We start from the raw sequence: 21,063 nt of genomic DNA, 5'->3' as shown, positions 1-21,063 counted from the left end.
GGCTTGACGGGCCTGTAAAATCGTTTCTCTTTCGCTTAGAGCGGCCTCAACGGCTTTCTCACATGACCGCCAAACCCAGTTTTCAGGACATCATCCTCAAGCTCCAGTCGTATTGGGGCAGCCAGGGCTGCGCACTGCTGCAGCCCTACGACATGGAAGTCGGCGCCGGCACCAGCCATACCGCCACCTTCCTGCGCGCGATCGGGCCCGAGCCCTGGCGTGCCGCCTATGTGCAGCCCAGCCGCCGCCCGAAGGATGGCCGTTACGGTGAAAACCCGAACCGGATGCAGCACTACTACCAGTTCCAGGTCGTCCTGAAACCTGCGCCTGCCAACATTCTCGACCTCTACCTCGGCTCTCTTGAGGCACTGGGCTTCGACCTGAAGAAAAACGATGTGCGCTTCGTCGAGGATGACTGGGAAAACCCCACGCTGGGCGCCTGGGGCCTCGGCTGGGAAGTGTGGATGAACGGCATGGAAGTGACCCAGTTCACCTACTTCCAGCAGGTCGGCGGCATCGACTGCAAGCCGATCACCGGTGAGATCACCTACGGCATCGAGCGTCTGGCGATGTACCTGCAAGGTGTCGAGAATGTCTTCGATCTGGTGTGGACCACCTGGGAAGAAAACGGCGAAACGCGAGTTCTCAAGTACGGCGACGTCTTCCACCAGAACGAGGTCGAGCAATCGACCTACAACTTTGAGCACAGCGATGCCGACTTCCTGTTCACCGCTTTCGGTGCGCACGAGAAGCAGGCCCAGCACCTGATGGATGTGAAGCTCGCCCTGCCGGCCTACGAACAGGTGCTCAAGGCTGCACACACCTTCAACCTGCTCGATGCCCGTGGCGCCATCTCGGTCACCGAGCGCGCTGCCTACATCGGCCGCATCCGCAATCTCGCCCGCAGCGTGGCTGCTTCGTATCTGGAAAGCCGCGAGCGTCTGGGCTTCCCGATGGCCCCCCGTGAATGGGTCGCAGACCTCCCCAAGAAGGAGGCGGAATGATCATGAACCAGAATCTGCTCGTAGAACTTTTCGTTGAAGAACTGCCGCCCAAGGCACTGAAGCGTCTCGGCGAATCCTTTGCCGGCGTGCTGGCCGACAGCCTCAAGGCCCAGGGCCTCGCTGCTGCGGATGCCGTCGTTGCTTCCTATGCCTCGCCGCGCCGGCTGGCCGTGCAGGTCGCGAACGTAGCCGCCAAGGCTGCCGACAAGCCCGTGTCGCAGAAGCTGATGCCGGTCGCTGTCGGTCTGGATGCTGAAGGCCGCGCCACCCCGGCGCTCATCAAGAAGCTGGCCTCGCTGGGCGCGGATGAGTCCGCCGTGGCAGGTCTCAAGCGCGTGGGTGAAGGCAAGGCCGAAACCCTGATGTTCGACTCGGTGCAGCCGGGCGCCACGCTGGCCGCAGGCCTGCAGCAGGCGCTCGAAACTGCGCTGGCCAAGCTGCCGATCCCGAAGGTGATGGGCTATCAGCTCGCCGACGGCTGGAGCACCGTGAGCTTCGTGCGCCCGGCGCACAAGCTGGTCGCGCTGCATGGCGCCGATGTCATCGACATCTCCGTGCTGGGCCTCAAGTCCGGCCGCGAAACCCTGGGGCACCGCTTTGAAGCGGCCAAGCAGGTGGTGAGCATTACCAACGCTGATACCTACGCCGAGCAGCTGAAGAGCGAAGGCGCGGTGATCGCTTCGTTCGCCGAGCGCCGCGCGGAAATCGTGCGCCAGCTCGCCGTTGCGGCCGCCAAGGTCGGCGGTGGCGTGCGCGCGATTGAAGACGAAGCCCTGCTGGACGAAGTGACCGCGCTGGTCGAACGCCCCAACGTGCTGGTCGGCCAGTTCGAGGAGGATTTCCTTGCCGTGCCGCAGGAATGCCTGATCCTCACGATGAAGGCCAATCAGAAGTACTTCCCGCTGCTGGATGCCGCGGGCAAGCTCACCAACAAGTTCCTGATCGTCTCCAACATCGCGCCGGAAGATGTGTCGGCGGTGGTCGGTGGCAACGAGCGTGTGGTGCGTCCGCGTCTGGCGGACGCGAAGTTCTTCTTCGATCAGGACCGCAAGAAGTCGCTCGAATCCCGCCTGCCGGGGCTGGCGAAGGTCGTGTATCACAACAAGCTGGGCACCCAGGGCGAGCGCGTCGAGCGTGTGCGGGCGATTGCGAAGGCGATTGCCGCCAAGCTCGGCGTCGATGCAGCGGCCGTGGATGCCGCCGCGAAGCTCGCCAAGGCAGATCTCCTGACCGACATGGTCGGCGAATTCCCCGAGCTGCAGGGCATCATGGGCGGCTACTACGCCAAGCATGATGGCCTGGGTGACACCGTGGCCGACGCCATCGAAGACCACTACAAGCCGCGCTTTGCCGGCGATGAACTGCCGCGCAACGCCGTGGGCGTGGTCGTAGCCCTGGCCGATAAACTTGAAACGCTCGTGGGCATGTTCGGCATCGGCCAGCTGCCGACCGGCGATAAGGACCCGTTCGCATTGCGCCGCCACGCGCTGGGCGTGATCCGCATGCTGATCGAGCGCGATCTGGCCCTGTCGCTGGACGAGCTGCTGCGCGATGCGGCCGCCGCCTTCGGTGCGCTGATTGCCGACGCTTCCGGAGCTCTGGCCGGCTTCATCTACGAACGCCTCGCCGGCAGCCTGCGCGAGCAGGGCTATTCCGCGCAGGAAGTGGATGCGGTGCTGGCGCTGCGCCCGCAGCGTCTGGGCGACGTGGCCAAGCGTCTGGCTGCCGTGCGTGCGTTTGCCGCGCTGCCGGAAGCTGCTGCGCTGGCCGCCGCCAACAAGCGCGTGGGCAACATCCTGAAGAAGATCGAAGGCGAGCTGCCCACCGAGGTGAAGCCGGCTCTGCTGGTCGAGGCCGCCGAGCAGGCGCTGTTTGCCGCGCTGGGCGAGGTGGCGCCGAAGTCGGAGCAGGCGTTCGCCCAGGGCGACTACACTGCTTCGCTACAGGCGCTTGCCGCGCTGCGTGGCCCGGTTGATGCTTTCTTCGACGGCGTCATGGTGAATGCGGACGATCTTCAGCTGCGGGCGAATCGCCAGGCGCTGCTGGGCCAGCTGCATGGCTTGATGAACCGGATCGCGGATCTCTCCCGCCTGTCTGCCTGACGTCGTTTCGAGCGCATCACTGCGGCGGCGTGGAGGCCGCCGCAGATTCCCCCACAGGAGCTGGCCATGAAACTCATCATTCTCGATCGCGATGGCGTGATCAACGTCGACTCGGCGCAGTTCATCAAGTCGCCCGAGGAATGGAAGCCGATTCCCGGCAGTCTGGAGGCCATCGGCCGCCTGGCCGAAGCGGGCTATCGGGTCGTGGTGGCGACCAACCAGAGCGGCGTGGGCCGTGGCCTTTTCGACATGGACACGCTCAACGCCATCAACGAAAAGATGATCAAGGCGGTGGCTGCCGTGGGCGGGCGTATCGACGCGATCTTCTTCTGCCCGCATGCGGCAGACTCCACCTGCGAATGCCGCAAGCCCAAGCCCGGCATGTTCCGCGAGATCGGCGAGCGCTTCCACATCGATCTTGCCGGCGTGCCGACCGTGGGGGACAGCACCCGCGACCTCATTGCCGGCGTGGCCGTGGGCTGTACGCCCTATCTGGTCCGCACCGGCAAGGGCGAGAAGACGGCGGTGGATCCCGAGTTGCCCGCGGGCACCAAGGTCTTTCCCGACCTGGCGGCCGTGGCCTCGCACCTGCTGAGCCTCAAGCCCTGAACGCCGGCGCCCGTCCGCACTCCTGAACTGAAAGACCCTGTCCGACACATGCAGAAGTTTCTGAGATCCGCGCTGTTCGCGCTCTACATGGTCTTCGTGTTCCTGCCGTTTTGCGGCTTCGTGGCCCTCACCTCATGGATGAGTCTGCGCGAGCGTTATGACTTCGTCACCCGCTGGAACAACCGTCACACGCTGCGCGTCTTCGAACGCCTGCTGGGCATCCGTTACCGCGTGATCGGGCGCGAGAATATTCCCGCGCAGCCGGCGGTCTATCTGGCCAAGCACCAGTCCGCCTGGGAGACCCTGGCCTTTGCCGAGTTCCTGCCGCCCGCGGCGTATGTTGCCAAGCGCGAGCTGCTGCGGATTCCCTTCTTCGGCTGGGGCATGGCGCGGATGCCGATCGTGACCATCGACCGCGCCGCAGGCAAGGATGCGCTGGCGCAGGTCGTGGATCAGGGGCGTGCCCTGATGGCCGAAGGCTATTCGGTGGTGATCTTTCCCGAGGGTACGCGCACCGCAGTCGGCACGAGCCGGCGTTACAAGGCCGGCGGCGCCAAGCTCGCCGTGGCTGCGGGGGCGCTGGCCGTGCCGGTGGCCCACAATGCGGGCGAGTTCTGGCGCCGCAATGCCTTCGTGAAGGAGCCCGGCGAGATCATCGTCAGCATCGGGCCCGGCATTCCGACCGCAGGCCGCAGCGCCGAGCAGGTGAATGCCGAAGTCGAGGCCTGGATCGAAGGCGAAATGCTGCGCCTCTTCCCGCACCATTACCGGCCTGCCGCGAGCCGTGCCGAACCGCTCAGGGCGGAATCCTGAACATGGGGTCGCCGTGGCCGGATTCGCGTGGCGCGGCGGTCGAGCAGCGCAGCATCGTGCTGCGTGGCGAGGAAGTCGTCTTCACGCTGCGCCGCAGTGCGCGCCGCACGCTGGGCATGCAGATTGACCGGCGCGGGCTCACGGTCAGTATTCCGCAGCGCGCGAGCCTGCGCGAAGCCGAAGGCTTCATGGCCGAGCGGGCCGACTGGATCCTCGAGAAACTTGCCGAGTGGTCGAAGCGCTCCGTGCCGGAGAAGCGGCTCGTCGAAGATGGCATGAGCATTCCGGTGCTGGGCGAGCCCTGCGTGGTGCGCTGGACGGCCGGCGCCAACCGCACGCACTGGGTCGAAGGCTATGAGCGGCGTGAGCTGCATCTGCACCTGCGCCGCCATGCCGATGCACCGCGCGTGCTGCTGCGGGGCCTGCAGGACTATGCCCTTGAATACTTCGCCGGCCGCCTTGATGAATACGTCTGGCTCCTGCAGCGGCATGTGCCGGAGGTGAAGCGCCCGCCGCTCTACCTCTCGAACGCGCGCACGCGCTGGGGCAGCTGCTCGAAGCTCTCCGGCATCCGCCTCAACTGGCGCCTGATCCATCTGCCGCGCCACCAGATCGATTACGTCGTGGCGCATGAAGTCGCGCATCTGGTCGAGATGAATCATTCCCAGCGTTTCTGGCGCCTGGTCGCCACCCTGAAGCCCGATTACGAGCGTGACGAAGCGGCGCTGAAACAGGCCAACCGCATCATTCCCCAGTTCTGAGCCTGCGCCCGCCGGGCGAGGCGTCTTCCCTTCACTCTTTCAGGAGACATTCCATGCGCATCCTTCACACCATGATCCGGGTCGGCAATCTCGAACGTTCCATCCGCTTCTATTCCGACGTGCTCGGCATGCATGTGATCCGCACCTCCGACCATCCGGAAGGCCAGTTCACCAATGTGTTCATCGGCTATGGCGACGAGAGCGAAGGCGCGGTGATCGAGCTGACCTACAACTACGGCGTCGAAAGCTACGAGATGGGGACGGCCTTCGGCCATATCGCGCTGAGCGTGGATGACGCCTTCAAGGCCTGCGCAGAGATCAAGGCGCGCGGCGGTGTGGTCACCCGTGAGGCGGGCCCGATGAAGCACGGCACCACGGTGATCGCCTTCGTGCAGGATCCGGATGGCTACAAGATCGAGCTGATCCAGAAGTAAGAAGACCGGCTGCCGCTTCCGGTGCCGCGCTCAGGCCGGACGCCGGATCTGCTTGTATTCGGAGCTGCCGGCCACGGCGTAGCGTTGCAGGATGAAGTCGGCGACGACCACGTTGCCGCCGGTGCCGGCCTCGCGCTTGGTATCGACCAGGCGTTCGGCGAGGAAGAGTCGGCCCAGCATCGTTGCGCGCCAGAGTTCGCCACCGGCCATGTGGTAGAAGCGCGTGCGCTCCAGGCGGGCGCGCTTGAGCAGGCGCCGTGCTTCACGCGGTGGCTGGCTCATGATGGTGGCAAGGGTCATCTGGTTGAGCACGCGCACGTCCAGCGCGTCGTAAAAGGCGCGCGTTTCCTCCGCACTGAAGGCTTCGTAGTGCCGGTGCCAGTCGTCGGGATGAACCGGAATCAGGTCGGTCTGCGGTTTGCTCAGCCAGTAGAGATTCCAGGCGATGCCGTCCTCGTACTTGTGCATCAGCCTGAAAATGCAGTGTCCGGTGCCCGGAATCGCGTAGTAGTCGGGAGACCGGGGGGCGTACATGATCGAGCCGTTCCAGTATTTCATGAGCTTCTCCTGCGCCGCCGGACAGATGAGGCGGTAAGCCCGTTCTTACGGCATGGCGGGCTTCAAATTGAGCCGTGGATCAGTTGTTTGCAATTCCGGCGTGCGCTCCGGATCTGCGTTGCCCAGTCTGCCCGGGGCCTGGCAGTACGCCAACGCAGCCTTGCCGGACGGCTGGCGCCGGGCGGCCGGCGCATGCATGCCCGGTGCCCCGCGACCGGGTGGTGCGCAAGCGTGCCGGATGACATGAATCGACACCAAACCTGCTGGCCCTCCTGCTGCCTGAAGACCTATCATGGCTCCCCCGAGACCGGCACGGCTCGTGCCGTCATGAGAGCGCTTTCCCTGAGTCCGCCAGTGAGCGATTGGCGGATTCCTTGGCCCGCCGTATTGCCCCGTGGCAGTGCGAGCGGGTTTTTTCACGATGCCGGAAGTGACGTGCGGAGGTGCCATGAACAGGTTCCTGATCATTATGGCAACGGCCTGCCTGCTGGGGCTGGCGGGCTGCGGCGAGCTGGCCTCCCGGCCGGCTCCGGCCTGGCAGCGGGTAAGCCTGGAGCGCTTCTTCAACGGATTGACTGTTCCCGTGTCGCTGAGCATCCGGCTGCCGGGGGATTTCGTGCTGGCGGGCGGGATCGATGCGCCGGTCAGCCATGCCTACTGGATGAGGCCGGCAGACGTCGCGAAGATGCGTGAAACGCGCCAGTTGCCGGCGGATGCTGCCTACCTGTTCGGCAACATGGCGCCGCCGGTGCGCTTTGATCGGGCGAGCGGCAAGTTCTCGGGCGAGGATCAGCTGCGCAGCCAGCTCGCGGCGGCAGGTGTTCGCCTGCTGGATCAGCGCAAATGGCAGGCGAACGGTTTGCCGGTGCTGGCCATCAAGGCCGTCGGCAGTGACGGGCGGCCGATCCAGGTGGTCTATATCGCCACCCTGGCTGATTCCTACTGCCTCTACATCACGCTGCGCCCGGCCGCCGGAGATGCCGAAGGGGACGAGCGACTCTGGCAGCAGGGCGCGCTGTCGATCGAATAGCGGCAAGGCGGCGGCCTGCCGCGGGTTCAGCTCTTGCGGACCAGATTGACCGGATGCACCAGGGGTTTGGCGGCCGGCTTTTCACAGCCGCAGCAGTCTCCGCAGGCGCCCGAGCGTGCAGGCGGCGGGCCGAAGATCGGGTTCGCGATCGCGTGCGGCACGCCGGCCTTGCGGGCGGCTTCACCCAGCCAGCGCGAGAGCTTCGGCGTGGCCTTGCGCATGCCCATCCACAGGCCGAAGGCCAGCAGCAGGGCGAGGATCACCGGTTCGAGCAGGGCGTAGAGGTTCATGTCAGGGCCGCCGTGATGTGATAGGTCAGGAAGGCCGCACCATAGGCCAGCCCGGTCAGCAGACCGGCCCAGATCGCGGTGGCGCGCCAGGAAGAGGTCTCGCGGCGCACGACCGACAGCGTCGCGATGCATTGCGGGGCGAACACGTACCAGGCCAGCAGCGCGAAGGCGGTGGCGAGCGTCCATTGGTTGCTCAGCGCGGTCGAGAGCAGCTGTTCGGTATTCGCTTCGTCCGCCCCGGCGATCGCATACACCGAAGCCAGGCCGGCGACCGCGACTTCTCGCGCAGCCAGGCCGGGGATCAGCGCCACGCAGATCTGCCAGTTGAAGCCGATCGGCTCGAAGAAGAAGGCCAGCGCATGACCGATGCGGCCGGCGAAGCTGTAGTCGATGGCCGGGCCGGTCGCGCCTTCCGGCGGGCTCGGGAAGGTCGAGAGGAACCACAGCAGGATGGACAGCGCGAGGATCAGCGTGCCGGCGCGGCGCACGAAGATCATGCCGCGTTCCTTGAGCCCCAGCAGCACGTCGTTCGGATTCGGCAGACGCCAGGCGGGGATTTCCATCATCAGCGCCTGTTCTTCGGTGTTCTTGCCGCGCATCAGCCGGGCCACCCAGGCCACGATCAGCGCGCCGGCGATGCCCGCCATGTAGAGCGCGAACAGCGTGAGGCCCTGGAGGTTGAAGATGCCGGCCACCGAACGCTCCGGAATGAAGGCGCCGATCAGCAGCGCATACACCGGCAGGCGGGCCGAGCAGGTCATCATCGGCGCGACCAGGATGGTCAGGAAACGGTCGCGCGGATTCGGGATGCTGCGGGTTGCCATGATGCCGGGAATCGCGCAAGCGAAGGAGGACAGCATCGGGATGAAGGCCCGGCCGGAGAGCCCGGCGCCGACCATGAAGCGGTCGAGCAGGAAGGCCGCGCGCGGCAGGTAACCGGACTCTTCCAGCACCAGGATGAAGAAGAAGAGGATCAGGATCTGCGGCAGGAAAACCAGCACGCCACCCACCCCGGCAATCACCCCGTCCACGATCAGGCTGTGCAGCAGGCCTTCCGGCATGTGTGCGCCGACCTGCTCACCCAGCCAGCCCATGCCGGCCTCGATGCCGTCGGAGAAGGGGCCTGCCCAGGCATAGACGGACTGGAAGACGACCAGCATCACGATGGCCAGGATGGCGAGGCCGACGACCGGGTGCAGCACCCAGCGGTCGATCGCGGCATCGACCGGGTTGGTCAGGTTCGGCATGCTGACCGTTGCATCGATGAGGCGACGCGTTTCGGCGTGCAGATCTGCATTCTCCGGTAGCGGGGCCGGTGCTGCGGGCAGATGGCCGTCGAGCGCTTCGATCAGCGCCGAGGCGCCACGCTTGCGCACGGCAACCGTTTCGATGACCGGAAGACCCAGCTCGCGCTCGAGCGCCAGCTTGTCGATGCGGATGCCGCGTCGTTCGGCGGCGTCTGCCATGTTCAGGGCCAGCACCATCGGGCGGCCGAGGCGCTTCAACTCCAGCACGAAGCGCAGGTGCAGGCGCAGGTTGGTGGCATCGGCCACGCACAGCAGCAGGTCCGGCTGCTGCTCGGCCGGATGCTGGCCGAGGCAGACGTCGCGGGTCACCGCTTCATCCGGGCTGGTGGCGTTCAGGCTGTAGGCGCCGGGCAGGTCCAGTACGCGGGCGTGCCGCCCCGAAGGCAGTACGAAGAAACCTTCCTTGCGCTCGACAGTGGCCCCGGCGTAGTTGGCAACCTTCTGCCGGCTGCCAGTGAGGCGGTTGAAAAGCGCGGTCTTGCCGCAGTTCGGGTTGCCGACCAGGGCAAGCGAAAGCGGGGTGGTGGCGAGCGAAGAGTCGGTCATGTCAGGCCTCGGCGAGCTGGACTTCGATACGCGCTGCTTCACTGCGGCGCAATGCGAAACGGGTGAAACCGACCTGAACCAGCAAGGGGTCGGCCCCGAAAGGCCCGAGGGCGACCAGGCTGACCGGCTCGCCGGCAACGAATCCGAGGTCACGCAGGCGGTTGGCGATCGGATCCGGAGAAGACTGATCCTTGACGAGAACGACGGTGGCCCGGCTGCCGGGCTGGATGTCTGAGAGTTTCATCGGGGGAGGGTGTCTGGCAATTGCAATTGATAGTAATTCTCAATGACGGCTTTGAAAAGAGGGTTTTCGCAACAAATTGTCATCCTGATTCACATGTTTAATAATGACTCGTTGGTCAGTTGACTTCCCGCGCCGCCAGGCAGCCCTTCCCACCAAGGAGGCTTCATGAACACTGATGCGCCATCCCTGCCTGCGCGCCGCCGCCGCAAGGCCGAGCGCCCTGCCGAGCTGCTGGCTGCCGCGCTCGAGGTCTTTGCGGAGCGTGGCTATTCCGCCGCCCGGCTCGACGATATTGCGCGGCGCGCCGGCGTGTCGAAGGGCACCGTCTTCCTTTATTACGCAAACAAGCAGGCACTCTTCCGCGCCGTCATCGAAACGGCCGTGCTGCCGCATCTGGCGGCCGGCGAGGCGCTGCTCGCGCAGGATGAGGGCGATCCGGAGGCGCTGATGCGCGCGCTGTTTGCCGGCTATTGGCGGGTACTCGGCGATCCGCAGCTCTCGGGCATTCCGAAGCTCGTCATGGCCGAGGCCGGCAATTTTCCCGAAGTCGCGGCCTACTACCATGAGCAGGTCGTGATGCGGGGGCGCGCGCTGTTTGCCGAGATTCACCGGCGCGGGGTGGCCCGGGGCGTGTTCCGGGAGGGAGACCCCGCACTGCTGTGCCAGCTGGCGCTCTCCCCGCTGCTGTTTGTCTGTGTGTGGCGCTCGTCGCTGGGCGGGTGCGACGCCGGCGCGATCGAACCCGACCGCTTCGTCGAGGCTCATGTCGACATGTTCATGCGCGGCCTCATGCCGGCCGCGTCTGCAAGGAGTTCATCATGAAGAGCTTTCCGTCCTGCCGTCTGATGCTCTGTCTGCTGGCGGGCATGCTGGCCGCCTGCGACCAGCCGGTCGAGCGGCCGGCCGCGCCGCGACCGGTCGTGGTGGCCAGCGCGAGCGGCGGCGTGGGGGCCACGCCCTTTCTGTATCCGGGCGAGGTGCGCTCGCGCTATGAGGTGGATCTGGCGTTCCGGGTGGGCGGCAAGCTCGTCGAGCGGCGGGTGAATCCGGGCGATACGGTGCGTCAGGGCCAGGTGCTGGCCCGGCTGGATCCGGCGGACATCGCGCTGGCCGAGAAGTCCGCGGTGGCGCAGCTGGCCGCGGCGGAGGCCGATCAGGCATTGGCCCGGACCGAGCTGGAGCGGGCGCAGGCCCTGCTGGCGCAGAAATTCGTCAGCGCCAGCGTGGTGGATGCCCGCCGGACCCAGCTCGAAGCGGCCACCGCCCGTGTGGCGCAGGCCAGGGCGGCTCGCAGCCAGGCGGAAAACCAGCTGGGCTATGCCACGCTGACGGCCAGCCGCGACGGCGTGGTCACCGCCGTGCCGGTTGAAGCGGGCCAGGTGCTCGCTGCCGGCCAGCTCGCCGTGCGGATTGCCGACCCGGCCAGCCGCGAGGTGCTGATCTGGATTCCGGAAGGCCGCACGGCCGGGCTCCGGATCGGCCAGCCAGCGCTTGTTCGCGCCTGGAACGCGCCGGGCCGGGACTATCGCGGCAGCTTGCGCGAGCTGGCTGCCAGCGCGGACGCAACCACCCGCACCTATGCCGCGCGGGTCCGCATCGAGGACGCGGATGCGGCACTCGGGCTGGGGGCGAGCGCCGGTGCGGGCTTTCTGCAGGCGGCCACGGGCGGCGGGGTGGAGGTGCCGCTGTCGGCGGTTCAGCGCGGTGAGGGCAATGCCGGCCAGGTCTGGGTGCTGGACGCCGACAACCGCGTCCAGGCCCGGGCGGTCAGCGTGGTGGCCTGGCGTGACGAGCGCGCGGTGATCGGCTCCGGACTGGCGCCGGGCGAGCGGGTCGTCAGTGTCGGTGCGCACGCCCTGACGGCCGGCGAGGTGGTGCGGCCGGTGGATGAACAGGCGCCGGTCGTGCTGGATGCCACGCGATGAAAGCCTTCAACCTTTCCGAGTGGGGCCTGCGCCATCCGCAGCTGATTCTGTTCGCGATGATCGTCGCAAGCCTGATCGGCATCTTCTCCTACCGCCAGCTCGGCCAGAGCGAGGATCCGCCCTTCACCTTCAAGGTCATGGTGGTCACCACGAAGTGGCCGGGAGCGAGCGCGCCCGAGGTGGAGCAGCAGGTCACCGACAAGATCGAGAAGAAGCTGCGCGCGATGAACGAGATCGAGACGCTGCGCAGCTTCTCGCGGCCGGGCGAGTCGCAGGTGATCGTGATTGCGCGCGACTCGCTGGCCTCGAGCCGCATGCCGGAGATCTGGTATCAGGTCAGGAAGCGGATCGGCGACATCCGTTACACGCTGCCTGCGGGCGTGAACGGCCCCTTCTTCAATGACGAATTCGGCGACACCTTCGGCAACATCTTCGCGCTGACCGGAGAAGGTCTGAGCTACAGCGGCCTCAAGCGGCATGCCGAGGCGATCCGGCAGGAGTTGTTGCGCGTGCCGGACGTGGCCAAGGTCGAGTTCTTCGGCGAGCAGGATCAGCGCGTCTACGTCGAATTCTCGCCGCTCAAGCTCGCCCCGCTCGGGATCGATCCGAAGGCATTGATGGGCGCGATTGCCGAGCAGAACGCGAAGCTGGCGGGCGGTTACTTCGAGCTCGGCAGTGAGCGCATCTACCTGCGCGCCGACGGTGAGTTCGCCAGCCTTGACGACATCCGCGCGCTGCCGATTCGCGCCGGCGGCCGCACGCTGCGCCTGGGCGACGTGGCCGAAGTGCGGCGCGGCTATGTGGAGCCGCCCGCGCTCCAGATGCGCTACATGGGGCGCGAGGCGCTGGGCATCGGCGTGTCGATGCGCGAGGGGGGCGACATCATCGCGCTGGGGCGCCATCTGGACGAAGCCACGCGTCATATCGATGCGCAGTTGCCGGTCGGCGTGAAGATGGAGCGGGTTACCGATCAGCCGCGCGCGGTAGCAGCGTCCGTGCATGACTTCGTCCGTTCGCTGACCGAGGCAGTGGTCATCGTGCTCGCGGTGAGCCTGATCTCGCTCGGGCTGCGCACCGGCATCGTGGTGGCGATCAGCATTCCGGTGGTGCTGGCGATCACCTTCCTCTTCATGCACGTCTTCGACATCGGCCTGCACAAGATCTCGCTCGGTGCGCTGATCCTGGCGCTGGGTCTGCTGGTTGATGACGCCATCATTGCCGTCGAGATGATGGCGACCAAGATCGAGCAGGGCTGGGCGCGCACGCGTGCGGCGGCCTTCGCCTACACCTCCACCGCCTGGCCGATGCTCTCCGGCACGCTCGTGACCGCCGCCGGCTTCCTGCCCATCGCCACTGCCGCGTCTTCGGTCGGGGAATACACCCGATCCATTTTCCAGGTCACGGTCATCGCGCTGCTGATCTCCTGGGTGGCGGCCGTGCTCTTCGTGCCCTTCATCGGTTACTGGCTGCTGCCGGATCACGCCAGCCGCACGGCGGCGCCGGGTCGTCTGCGAGGCTGGCTCATGGCGCGGCTGCCGCGCCTGGCAATGCGCCTCGCACCCGCAGTGTCCGTGCATGACGGCGACATCTATGACAGCGCGTTTTACGTGCGCTTTCGCCGCACCGTGGCCTGGTGCGTGGCGCGTCGCTGGCGAGTGATCCTGGCCACTCTGCTGGCCTTCGCGGTGTCGCTCTGGGGCTTCCGCCATGTGCCGCAGCAGTTTTTCCCGGATTCGGTGCGGCCCGAATTGCTGCTGGACCTGCGCCTGCCGCAGGGCGCGTCGCAGAAGGCCGTGCTGCAGTCGGTGACAAGGGTGGAGGCCTGGCTTGCCAGGCAGGACGGCCTCGAAAACTATGTGGCCTATGTCGGTGGCGGCAGCCCGCGCTTCTATCTGCCGCTCGATCAGCAGCTGCCGCAGGCCAACTTCGCCCAGTTCGTGCTGCTGGCCAAGGACCTGACGGCCCGCGAGGCGCTGCGGACGAAGCTGATCGACTTGTTCGAGCGCGATTTTCCGGAGCTGCGTGCCTCGCTCAACCGGCTGGAAAACGGGCCGCCGGTGGGCTTTCCGGTGCAGTACCGGGTGAGCGGGCCGGAGCATGCGCGCATCCAGCAGATAGCTGACGGGGTGGCGCAGGTGATGCGGGGCGACACCCGGCTGGCCAATGTGCAGAAGGACTGGGACGAGGCCTCGAAAGTGGTGCGTCTGCATGTCGACACCGAAAAGGCCCGCATGGCCGGGCTCTCGCGCGAGGCGGTGCAGCAGTACCTCGCGACCGCGCTGAACGCGGCCAGCGTGAGCGAATTCCGCGAAGGCGTGGAGACCATCGAAGTGCAGATCCGTGCCGCGCCGCGCGAACTGGGGCTGGGCTGGTTTTCCGAGCTGGTGATCCCGACCGGCACCGGCCGGGGCGTGTCGCTGGCGCAGATCGCTACCCTGGAATACGGCTTCGAACCGGGGCTCATCTGGCGTCGCAACCGCACGCCGACGGTGACGGTGCGTGCAAATCTCTATGGCAGCGCGCAGCCCGCCGAGATCGTGGCGCAGCTGGCACCGCAGATCGAGCGGATCCGCGCGGCCTTGCCGTTGGGCTATCACATCGAGGTGGGTGGGGCGGTGGAGGAGAGCGCCAAGGGCGGCGGTTCGGTCGGCGCCGGCGTGCCGTTGTTCCTGCTGGTGGTGCTGAGCGTGCTGATGCTGCAGCTGCAGAGCTTCTCGCGCGTCGTCATGGTGATCCTGACCGCGCCGCTGGGCATGATCGGCGTGACCCTGGCCCTGCTGCTCTTCGGTCAGCCCTTCGGTTTCGTGGCCATGCTGGGCACCATTGCGCTCTCTGGCATGATCATGCGCAACTCGGTGATCCTGATCGACCAGATCGATCAGGACGAGCGGGCCGGCGCAAGCCGGGCAGACGCCATCGTCGAGGCCACGGTGCGCCGCTTCCGGCCCATCATGCTCACCGCCGCCGCGGCCATCCTCGCCATGATCCCCCTGTCGCGCTCCGCTTTCTTCGGGCCGATGGCCGTGGCCATCATGGGCGGCCTGCTGGTGGCCACCCTGCTGACGCTGCTCTTCCTGCCCGCGCTGTATGCGGCCTGGTATCGCGTCGGCAAGGAAGCCGGCAGCAAGGTAAAGAGCACGTAAAGAGCGGCGGGCGTCACGCGGCATGACGCAGCCATCACGCTAGAATGGCCCGTCCGGCATCCATGCCGGACCCGGCAATGGAAGGAGCAGGACATGGACATCGAACGTGCACGTTTCAACATGATCGAGCAGACGATTCATCCGGCGGTCCCGATCGACCCCCAGACAGCCGAGACCCTCAGGCTGGTCAAGCGCGAGCGCTTCGTGCCGGAAGCCCTGCGCAGTCTCGCCTTCGCCGATGTTGCCCTGCCGCTGGGCGGGGGCGAGCACATGCTCAAGCCGGAAGTGATCGGCCGGCTCCTGCTCGCGGTCTCTCCGCAGCGGGGCGAGTCCGTGCTGCTCATCGGCGCCGGCTCGGGCTATCTGGCGGCCCTGCTTGCGGTGCATGCCGACTCGGTGCACTGCATGGAGATTGATCCCGGCCTCGCGGCCACGGCCGAGGCCCGCCTGTTGCGCGCGGGGGTCAGCAACGTGACCGTGGAAGAGGGCAATGGCCTGGCCGGCTGCGCGGAATGCGCGCCCTACGATCTGATCGTTGCCAGTGGCGCCGTGCAATCCATCCCCGCTGCCTGGCTGGACCAGCTCAAACCCGGCGGCCGGCTCTTCGCTTTTGTCGGTCAGGCTCCGGTGATGCGCGCGCGCCTGATGCAGCGCCTGCCGGCCGGCGGTTTTCGCAGCAAGACCGTGTTCGAAACCCTGGTCGATCCGCTGCGTGCCCAGCATGCCGGCGCCTTCGTTTTCTGAGGAAAGCATTGATGGTTATCAGCCTGAATCCCGAAGATCTTGCCGCCTGGCTGGCCGACCCGGCCCGGCCGGCGCCCCTGTTGCTCGACGTACGCGAACCCTGGGAAGTGGAGCACTGCGCGCTCGAAGGCATCGTGGCCGTACCGATGGCCGAGATCCCGGCGCGTGCCCACCAGCTCGACAGTGAGCGGGAGGTCGTCTGCATCTGTCATCACGGCGTGCGCAGCCAGCGCGTGGCGATGTTTCTTGCGCAGCAGGGCTTCGGCAAGGTCTATAACCTCAGCGGCGGCGTTGATGCCTGGGCCATGCGCGTGGCTCCAGCCATGCCGCGTTACTGAATTCCGGTGGAGTCGAAATGAAGCGTCTGGCCTTGTCCGTCTGGGTCGCCTGTTCTGCCACGCTGGCACAGGCGACGGATCTTCTCGGCATCTACAACGATGCCCGTGTGAATGACACGAAATTCGCCAGTGCGCGCCTGCAGCGCGAAGCCACGCTCGAGAAGCTGCCACAGGGGCGTGCGGGCCTCCTGCCTGCCCTGACGCTGAACGCGTCCTCCACCTACAACAATCTCGACGCTGCGCTGCCCACCGAGCGGCAATACCGCTACAACGCCAACAGCTACTCGCTGCAGCTGACCCAGCCGCTCTTCCGCCCGCAGAACTGGATCGCCTGGGAGCAGGGCCAGCTCTCCGCCCAGCTGGGCGAAGTGCAGTACACAGCGGCTGCGATGGATCTGATCGTGCGGGTGACCCAGGCCTATTTCGATCTGCTCAACGCGCAGGATGTACTCAATACCGTGACTCAGCTGCGCACGGCGGCCAATGAGCAGCTGGAGCTGTCGAAGAAAAGCTTTGAAGTCGGCACGGTGACCGTGACCGATGTGAACGACGCCCAGTCACGCTTCGATATTGCAGCAGCCCAGGAAATCGCCGCGCAGAACGATGTGAACGTCAAGCGTGAGGCCCTGCGCGTACTGACCGGCAAGGAGCCGCCGGTGCTGTCGGGCCTCAGGACGGGCGTGAATCTGCCCCTGCCGCAGCCCGCCGACGTGGGCGAGTGGGCCCGGGCGGCCGAGGACGGCAATACCGACGTCATGGCGCAGCAGCTCAATGCGGAGATCGCGTCTCGCGAGGTGCAGCGTGCGCGCGCCGCGCACCTGCCGACGGTGGATCTGGTCGGCACGGTGGGCCGCAGCCATGTGTTCGGCTCCACTTCCTCACAGTCGGAGTCCGAATACCGGAACTGGCAGGTCGGCGTGCAGGCCAGCCTGCCGATCTTCCAGGGCGGTTCGACGCAGTCGAAGGTGCGCGAAGCCAGCGCGCTGGCCGAGAAGGCTCGCAGCGATCTCGAGACTTCGAAGCGCACCGCCGCCCAGACCGCACGCCAGACCTTTCTCGGCGTGACCAGCGGTGTCGCGCAGGTGCGCGGGTATGAGGCCGCGGTGAAGTCCAGCACCAGTGCGCTGGAATCGAACAAGCTCGGCTATCAGGTGGGTGTGAAGATCAACAAGGACGTGCTGGACGCCCAGACCCAGCTCGCCACCACCCGGCAGCAGCTTGCCAAGGCCCGCTATGACACGATCATGGCGCAGGTGAAGCTTCGGCAGGCCGTGGGGACGCTCTCCCTGAAGGATCTGGAAGAGATCAACGCCCTGCTCGAAAAATAGGCGGAAGTCTGGCGCGCCGGCACGGCAGGATTCGCGGTGCTCAGGCGGCGTAGGGCCGGCGCAATTTGCCGGAAGGCTGTGGCGCGCTCCGCTGCGCAGATCGCTTCTTCGGCGCGCTTCGCTTCGCTCAGGGCGCCCTACGGATCGGGCCTGAGGGATCCATTCGGCACACGCGGCACCGTAGGGCGCCGTGAGCAACGCGAACCGCGCCGCATGCGAAAGCCTTGCCCGAAGGATGCGTTCATGCCGGAGCATGCCGTGTGGCGAGCGCGCGCGGTTGGTCCGCATCGTGCCGGAAGGCCGAGGCGCGCTTCGCTTCGCTCAGGGCGCCCTGCGGATCGGGCCTGCGGGATCCATTTGGCACACGCAGCACCGTAGGGCGCCGTGAGCAACGCGAACCGCGCCGCATGCGAAAGCCTTGCCCGAAGTAGGCCTTCATGCCGGAGCATGCCGTGTGGCGAGTGCGCGGTTGGTCAGCATCGTGCCGGAAGGCCGAGGCGCGCTTCGCTTCGCTCAGGGCGCCCTGCGGATCGGGCCTGCGGGATCCATTCGGCACACGCAGCACCGTAGGGCGCCGTGAGCAACGCGAACCGCGCCGCATGCGAAAGCCCTGCCCGAGGGAGGCCTTCATGCCGGAGCATGCCGTCTGGCGAGTGCGCGGTTGGTCAGCATCGTGCCGGAAGGCCGAGGCGCGCTTCGCTTCGCTCAGGGCGCCCTGCGGAGCGGGCTTTGGAACATCCTCCCGCACACTCGGCACTCGGCACTCGGCACTCGGCACTCGGCACTCAGCACTCAGCACTCAGCACTCAGCACTCAGCCCCCAAGCACCGCCCCGATCACCGCCATTGTCTTCGCCGTCGCACCGCGATTGGCGGCGGCGAAATGCTGGCCGGCTTCACCCATCCGGCGGCGGCGTGCGTCATCTCCCAGCAGGGTGACCGCCACGCGCAGGCCTTCGTCGATGTCCGTGCAGCGGGAGGCTGCCCCTGCCGCGATGGCTTTCTCTGCCGCCTCGGTGAAGTTGAAGGTGTGCGGCCCGACAAGCACCGGCGTGCCGACCGCGCAGGCCTCGATCAGGTTTTGCCCGCCCAGAGGGGCCCAGCTGCCACCGATGAGGGCGAGGTCGGCCATGCGGTACCAGGCCACCATTTCGCCCATCGAGTCACCCAGCCAGACGCGGGTCTGCGGGGCGATGCGGATGCCGTCGCTGCGGCGTTCGCTGCCGAGGCCGCGTTGCGCGATCAGGGTGGCCACTTCATCGAAGCGTTGCGGATGACGGGGCACGACGACCAGCAGGGCGTCTGCCGGCGCGTGGCGCATGAAGGCGTCCAGCAGCGGGCCTTCCTCGCCTTCGCGCGTGCTCGCGGCGAGGATCACCGGGCGTCCGGCGGCGGCCGCGCGGAAGCGTTCGCCCAGCGCGAGGCGATCCGGCGCCAGCTCCACATCGAATTTCAGGTTGCCGCAGACGCTGACCGGATCGGCGCCGGTGTCGCGCAGGCGGGCCGCGTCGTCACCGGTTTGTGCCAGCACTTCGCGAAAGGCGCCGTAGGTCTGTCTGGCCAGCGTGCCGAGCCGGGCATAGCCGCGCGCCGAGCGCGCCGAGAGGCGGGCATTGACGAGCAGCATGGGCAGCCCGGCCTGGCGGGCGGCCTGCATCAAATTCGGCCACACCTCGGTTTCCATGACGATGCCCAGCGCGGGTTTCGCACGCGCGAGGAAGCGGGCCTGTGCCCAGGGGAAGTCGTAGGGCAGGTAGCAGCGGGTGACGCGGGCTTCCTTGCCGAAGAGCTCTTCGCTCGTGGCGCGACCGGTGGGGGTCATGTGGGTGAGCAGGATGTCGTGCTCCGGCCAGGCCGCGAGCAGGGCCTTGATGAGCGGCTGGGCGGCACGTGTTTCGCCGACCGAGACGGCATGCAGCCAGATGCGGGGGCGTTCGCCCGGGAGCGGGGCTGCACCGAAGCGCTCGCCCAGATGCTGCAGGTATTCCGGCTGGCGGCGCGCTCTCCAGAGCAGGCGCAGGCCGATCAGGGGAAGGCCCAGGTGCCAGAGCAGGCTGTAGGCAAAGCGGTTCATGCCGGCAGCGCTCCGAGGGTTTCGAGCCGGTGCAGGACTTCCTCCGGCGTCGGCAACTGCCCCCTGCCACCCAGGTTGACGGCCCGCGGGCCGGCGTAGACGCCGGTGAGGCCGGGGTCGGTCGCGACGTAGAGTGCCACCACCGGACGATCGAGTGCCGCGGCGAGGTGGGTCAGGCCGGTATCTACGCCGACGATGGCGCGAGCCGAGCCCAGCGTGTCGGCCAGCGCGCGCAGCGAGGAGGGCGGCACAACTTCCGCGCCCGGGATGCCGGCGGCGATGCGTTGTGCGCGTTCGCGTTCGCGTTCGCTTCCGGCCGGCAGCAGGCAGGCCAGGCCGCGCTCGGCGAGTTGCCGGCCCAGTGCTTGCCAGCTGGCTTCGGGCCACAGCTTGTCATCGCGGCTGGTGGCCGTCAGCAGCACGCAGTGTCCGGCCGGCTCAAGCCCGATGTGGAGACCGTAGCGCAGCGGAAGGTCTGGCGCGTAGCCCGCGGCTGCTGCGCACAGCCAGCGGTTGCGCTCGACTGCGTGGGCATTGGTCGGGATCAGGTAGCGACTGTCGTAGAACCAGGCCGACATGGGCTCGCGGGCGCTTTGCCGGGCGTATCCGCAGCGCAGCCCGTCGGCCATCCAGGTGATCAGCGCGCTTTTCACGAGCCCCTGGGTGTCGATGACAAGGTCGTAACAGTTGGCTTGCAGCGACCGCCTGAAAGCCGCAATCTCGCGCCAGGTCGATGCTTGCCCCGGCGCCTTGCGCCAGCGCCGGATGGCGACTGGAAAGATCTCGCTCACGCCTGGGTGCAGGCGCGGGATCTCGGCGAAGTTCTCTTCCACCACCCAGTCGATGCGAAGCTCGGGCCAGTGTCGAAGCAGATCGCTGACGACCGGCAGATTGTGGATCACGTCGCCGAGCGAAGATGTTTTGACGAGCAGGACTGAGCGCATGCAGTGGTGTTCGGACGGGTCTGACATAGAATGTGGCCGGATTCTAACCCCGACTCATGCAATGACCGCTCGCCTTCCCCTGTCTGCCGTTCTCATCACCTTCAATTGCGCCGGCCCCTTGCGTGCGACGCTGGAGTCGCTGGCTTTCTGTGACGAGATCCTGGCGGTTGACTCGGGCAGCACCGACGACACCCTGAAGCTGCTTGCCGAATTCGGTGTGCGCGTGCTGAGCGAGCCCTGGCGGGGCTTCGGCCCGCAGAAGCAGTTCGCCATCGAACAGGCCGCGCACGACTGGGTGCTCTGTGTGGATTCGGACGAGATCGTTTCCCCGGAACTGCGGGCGAGCATCGAGCGCGAGCTGCAGGCGCCGGCAAACCAGTTCTACGAATTCCCGCGCCGCAACCGCTTCCTGGGGCGCTACCTGAAGCATGGCGAGGGTTATCCGGATCTCTCGCTGCGGCTCTTCGATCGTCGCCAGGCGCGCTGGTCAGACGATCTGGTGCATGAGCGGGTCATCACGCTGGGCATCGTCGGCCGTCTGTCCGGCGATCTGCTCCATCACTCGGAAGACACAATCGAAAGCTATCTTGCCAAACAGAACCGCTACACCACGCTGGCCGCCAGCGCGCTGGTTGCGGAAGGCGCACCCATGCCGGCCGGCAAGCTCCTGCTGAGTCCTTTGTTCCGTTTCATCAAGTTTTACTTCCTGCGGGCTGGTTTTCTGGATGGTGTTCCGGGTTTGATACACATCCTGATCGGCTGTTTCAACAGCTTTGCCAAGTATGCGAAAATGGTGGAACAGATGCGGCGATAAGGCCGCATTTTTGTTTTCCGGGCAGGGTTGGCTGCTCGCGGTAGAACGGAAGTCCT

At 66.7% G+C, this 21,063-nt stretch carries 20 protein-coding genes; 14 read left to right on the top strand and 6 right to left on the bottom strand.

From position 1 onward, the window contains the following. The first annotated feature begins 62 nt into the window (after positions 1-62). The 6 genes from glyQ to gloA all read left to right on the top strand — a co-directional run bounded on the left by glyQ (position 63) and on the right by gloA (position 5,723). Positions 63-1,004, top strand: coding sequence for a glycine--tRNA ligase subunit alpha (gene glyQ / locus ABDB87_RS04465; RefSeq protein ID WP_345924430.1), 942 nt, complete (start codon positions 63-65; stop codon positions 1,002-1,004). A gap of 2 nt (positions 1,005-1,006) precedes the next feature. Continuing rightward, the gene (gene glyS, locus ABDB87_RS04460) at positions 1,007-3,106 is read left to right on the top strand and encodes a glycine--tRNA ligase subunit beta (protein WP_345924428.1); all 2,100 of its coding nucleotides are present in this window, start codon (positions 1,007-1,009) and stop codon (positions 3,104-3,106) included. Between the two features lie 66 nt (positions 3,107-3,172). Then, positions 3,173-3,715 carry a D-glycero-beta-D-manno-heptose 1,7-bisphosphate 7-phosphatase gene (gmhB, locus tag ABDB87_RS04455; RefSeq protein WP_345924426.1) on the top strand — a complete coding sequence of 181 codons (543 nt, stop codon included), beginning with the start codon at positions 3,173-3,175 and terminating at the stop codon, positions 3,713-3,715. Positions 3,716-3,763: 48 nt separating this feature from the next. Further along, on the top strand, positions 3,764-4,528 hold the full coding sequence (locus ABDB87_RS04450) for a lysophospholipid acyltransferase family protein (protein ID WP_345924424.1): 765 nt from the start codon (positions 3,764-3,766) through the stop codon (positions 4,526-4,528). 2 nt (positions 4,529-4,530) lie between these two features. Next, positions 4,531-5,289: a M48 family metallopeptidase gene (locus ABDB87_RS04445; RefSeq protein WP_345924422.1), complete on the top strand. Its 759-nt coding sequence runs from the start codon at positions 4,531-4,533 to the stop codon at positions 5,287-5,289. 53 nt (positions 5,290-5,342) lie between these two features. Then, positions 5,343-5,723: a lactoylglutathione lyase gene (gene gloA, locus ABDB87_RS04440; RefSeq protein ID WP_345924420.1), complete on the top strand. Its 381-nt coding sequence runs from the start codon at positions 5,343-5,345 to the stop codon at positions 5,721-5,723. Positions 5,724-5,753: 30 nt separating this feature from the next. On the opposite strand, the gene ABDB87_RS04435 is transcribed toward gloA, so the two are convergent. Beyond that, on the bottom strand, positions 5,754-6,281 hold the full coding sequence (locus ABDB87_RS04435; RefSeq protein WP_345924418.1) for a hypothetical protein: 528 nt from the start codon (positions 6,279-6,281) through the stop codon (positions 5,754-5,756). A gap of 448 nt (positions 6,282-6,729) precedes the next feature. Here ABDB87_RS04435 and ABDB87_RS04430 point away from each other — a divergent pair, with 448 nt between their 5' ends. After that, positions 6,730-7,311, top strand: coding sequence for a hypothetical protein (locus ABDB87_RS04430; protein ID WP_345924417.1), 582 nt, complete (start codon positions 6,730-6,732; stop codon positions 7,309-7,311). A 26-nt stretch (positions 7,312-7,337) separates the two neighbouring features. Here ABDB87_RS04430 and ABDB87_RS04425 read toward each other — a convergent pair whose 3' ends face one another. From ABDB87_RS04425 to ABDB87_RS04415, 3 genes are read right to left on the bottom strand one after another with little or no spacing between them, the layout of a single operon-like run. After that, positions 7,338-7,601 (bottom strand): hypothetical protein, encoded by a 264-nt coding sequence (locus tag ABDB87_RS04425; RefSeq protein WP_345924415.1) that lies wholly within the window; start codon positions 7,599-7,601, stop codon positions 7,338-7,340. After that, positions 7,598-9,454: a ferrous iron transporter B gene (gene feoB / locus ABDB87_RS04420; protein WP_345924413.1), complete on the bottom strand. Its 1,857-nt coding sequence runs from the start codon at positions 9,452-9,454 to the stop codon at positions 7,598-7,600. Before feoB ends, ABDB87_RS04425 begins: the two co-directional genes overlap by 4 nt. 1 nt (position 9,455) lies before the next feature. Next, complete coding sequence (locus ABDB87_RS04415; RefSeq protein ID WP_345924412.1) at positions 9,456-9,698, bottom strand: FeoA family protein; 243 nt, start codon at positions 9,696-9,698, stop codon at positions 9,456-9,458. A 165-nt stretch (positions 9,699-9,863) separates the two neighbouring features. Between ABDB87_RS04415 and ABDB87_RS04410 the strand changes: the two genes are divergently transcribed. The 6 genes from ABDB87_RS04410 to ABDB87_RS04385 all read left to right on the top strand — a co-directional run bounded on the left by ABDB87_RS04410 (position 9,864) and on the right by ABDB87_RS04385 (position 17,176). After that, on the top strand, positions 9,864-10,520 hold the full coding sequence (locus tag ABDB87_RS04410) for a TetR/AcrR family transcriptional regulator (RefSeq protein ID WP_345924410.1): 657 nt from the start codon (positions 9,864-9,866) through the stop codon (positions 10,518-10,520). After that, entirely contained in the window at positions 10,517-11,623 is a 1,107-nt protein-coding gene (locus tag ABDB87_RS04405) for an efflux RND transporter periplasmic adaptor subunit (RefSeq protein WP_345924408.1), read from the top strand. The genes ABDB87_RS04410 and ABDB87_RS04405 overlap by 4 nt, the downstream gene beginning before the upstream one ends. Beyond that, positions 11,620-14,766, top strand: coding sequence for an efflux RND transporter permease subunit (locus tag ABDB87_RS04400; RefSeq protein ID WP_345924406.1), 3,147 nt, complete (start codon positions 11,620-11,622; stop codon positions 14,764-14,766). The genes ABDB87_RS04405 and ABDB87_RS04400 overlap by 4 nt, the downstream gene beginning before the upstream one ends. 93 nt (positions 14,767-14,859) lie before the next feature. Continuing rightward, positions 14,860-15,510 carry a protein-L-isoaspartate O-methyltransferase family protein gene (locus ABDB87_RS04395; RefSeq protein WP_345924404.1) on the top strand — a complete coding sequence of 217 codons (651 nt, stop codon included), beginning with the start codon at positions 14,860-14,862 and terminating at the stop codon, positions 15,508-15,510. An 11-nt stretch (positions 15,511-15,521) separates the two neighbouring features. Next, positions 15,522-15,848: a rhodanese-like domain-containing protein gene (locus tag ABDB87_RS04390; RefSeq protein WP_345924402.1), complete on the top strand. Its 327-nt coding sequence runs from the start codon at positions 15,522-15,524 to the stop codon at positions 15,846-15,848. A gap of 17 nt (positions 15,849-15,865) precedes the next feature. Further along, complete coding sequence (locus ABDB87_RS04385; protein WP_345924400.1) at positions 15,866-17,176, top strand: TolC family outer membrane protein; 1,311 nt, start codon at positions 15,866-15,868, stop codon at positions 17,174-17,176. 813 nt (positions 17,177-17,989) lie between these two features. Here the strand turns inward: ABDB87_RS04385 and waaA are convergent. Both waaA and waaC read right to left on the bottom strand, forming a co-directional pair. Beyond that, positions 17,990-19,249, bottom strand: a complete 1,260-nt coding sequence (waaA, locus tag ABDB87_RS04380; RefSeq protein WP_345924398.1) for a lipid IV(A) 3-deoxy-D-manno-octulosonic acid transferase — start codon at positions 19,247-19,249, stop codon at positions 17,990-17,992. Next, positions 19,246-20,193 carry a lipopolysaccharide heptosyltransferase I gene (gene waaC, locus ABDB87_RS04375; RefSeq protein ID WP_345924397.1) on the bottom strand — a complete coding sequence of 316 codons (948 nt, stop codon included), beginning with the start codon at positions 20,191-20,193 and terminating at the stop codon, positions 19,246-19,248. The genes waaA and waaC overlap by 4 nt, the downstream gene beginning before the upstream one ends. A gap of 61 nt (positions 20,194-20,254) precedes the next feature. Here waaC and ABDB87_RS04370 point away from each other — a divergent pair, with 61 nt between their 5' ends. Continuing rightward, the gene (locus tag ABDB87_RS04370) at positions 20,255-21,007 is read left to right on the top strand and encodes a glycosyltransferase family 2 protein (RefSeq protein ID WP_345924395.1); all 753 of its coding nucleotides are present in this window, start codon (positions 20,255-20,257) and stop codon (positions 21,005-21,007) included. The last annotated feature ends 56 nt before the right edge of the window (positions 21,008-21,063 follow it).

Source organism: Uliginosibacterium paludis (assembly GCF_039631355.1).
Lineage (GTDB): Bacteria > Pseudomonadota > Gammaproteobacteria > Burkholderiales > Rhodocyclaceae > Uliginosibacterium > Uliginosibacterium paludis.
This window is presented reverse-complemented; position numbering and strand designations above follow the sequence as displayed.

Coding starts and splice junctions, on each gene's coding strand:
- glyQ (WP_345924430.1), top strand. CDS start 63: ATGACCGCCAAACCCAGTTTTCAGGACATCATCCTCAAGCTCCAGTCG.
- glyS (WP_345924428.1), top strand. CDS start 1,007: ATGAACCAGAATCTGCTCGTAGAACTTTTCGTTGAAGAACTGCCGCCC.
- gmhB (WP_345924426.1), top strand. CDS start 3,173: ATGAAACTCATCATTCTCGATCGCGATGGCGTGATCAACGTCGACTCG.
- ABDB87_RS04450 (WP_345924424.1), top strand. CDS start 3,764: ATGCAGAAGTTTCTGAGATCCGCGCTGTTCGCGCTCTACATGGTCTTC.
- ABDB87_RS04445 (WP_345924422.1), top strand. CDS start 4,531: ATGGGGTCGCCGTGGCCGGATTCGCGTGGCGCGGCGGTCGAGCAGCGC.
- gloA (WP_345924420.1), top strand. CDS start 5,343: ATGCGCATCCTTCACACCATGATCCGGGTCGGCAATCTCGAACGTTCC.
- ABDB87_RS04435 (WP_345924418.1), bottom strand. CDS start 6,281: ATGAAATACTGGAACGGCTCGATCATGTACGCCCCCCGGTCTCCCGAC.
- ABDB87_RS04430 (WP_345924417.1), top strand. CDS start 6,730: ATGAACAGGTTCCTGATCATTATGGCAACGGCCTGCCTGCTGGGGCTG.
- ABDB87_RS04425 (WP_345924415.1), bottom strand. CDS start 7,601: ATGAACCTCTACGCCCTGCTCGAACCGGTGATCCTCGCCCTGCTGCTG.
- feoB (WP_345924413.1), bottom strand. CDS start 9,454: ATGACCGACTCTTCGCTCGCCACCACCCCGCTTTCGCTTGCCCTGGTC.
- ABDB87_RS04415 (WP_345924412.1), bottom strand. CDS start 9,698: ATGAAACTCTCAGACATCCAGCCCGGCAGCCGGGCCACCGTCGTTCTC.
- ABDB87_RS04410 (WP_345924410.1), top strand. CDS start 9,864: ATGAACACTGATGCGCCATCCCTGCCTGCGCGCCGCCGCCGCAAGGCC.
- ABDB87_RS04405 (WP_345924408.1), top strand. CDS start 10,517: ATGAAGAGCTTTCCGTCCTGCCGTCTGATGCTCTGTCTGCTGGCGGGC.
- ABDB87_RS04400 (WP_345924406.1), top strand. CDS start 11,620: ATGAAAGCCTTCAACCTTTCCGAGTGGGGCCTGCGCCATCCGCAGCTG.
- ABDB87_RS04395 (WP_345924404.1), top strand. CDS start 14,860: ATGGACATCGAACGTGCACGTTTCAACATGATCGAGCAGACGATTCAT.
- ABDB87_RS04390 (WP_345924402.1), top strand. CDS start 15,522: ATGGTTATCAGCCTGAATCCCGAAGATCTTGCCGCCTGGCTGGCCGAC.
- ABDB87_RS04385 (WP_345924400.1), top strand. CDS start 15,866: ATGAAGCGTCTGGCCTTGTCCGTCTGGGTCGCCTGTTCTGCCACGCTG.
- waaA (WP_345924398.1), bottom strand. CDS start 19,249: ATGAACCGCTTTGCCTACAGCCTGCTCTGGCACCTGGGCCTTCCCCTG.
- waaC (WP_345924397.1), bottom strand. CDS start 20,193: ATGCGCTCAGTCCTGCTCGTCAAAACATCTTCGCTCGGCGACGTGATC.
- ABDB87_RS04370 (WP_345924395.1), top strand. CDS start 20,255: ATGACCGCTCGCCTTCCCCTGTCTGCCGTTCTCATCACCTTCAATTGC.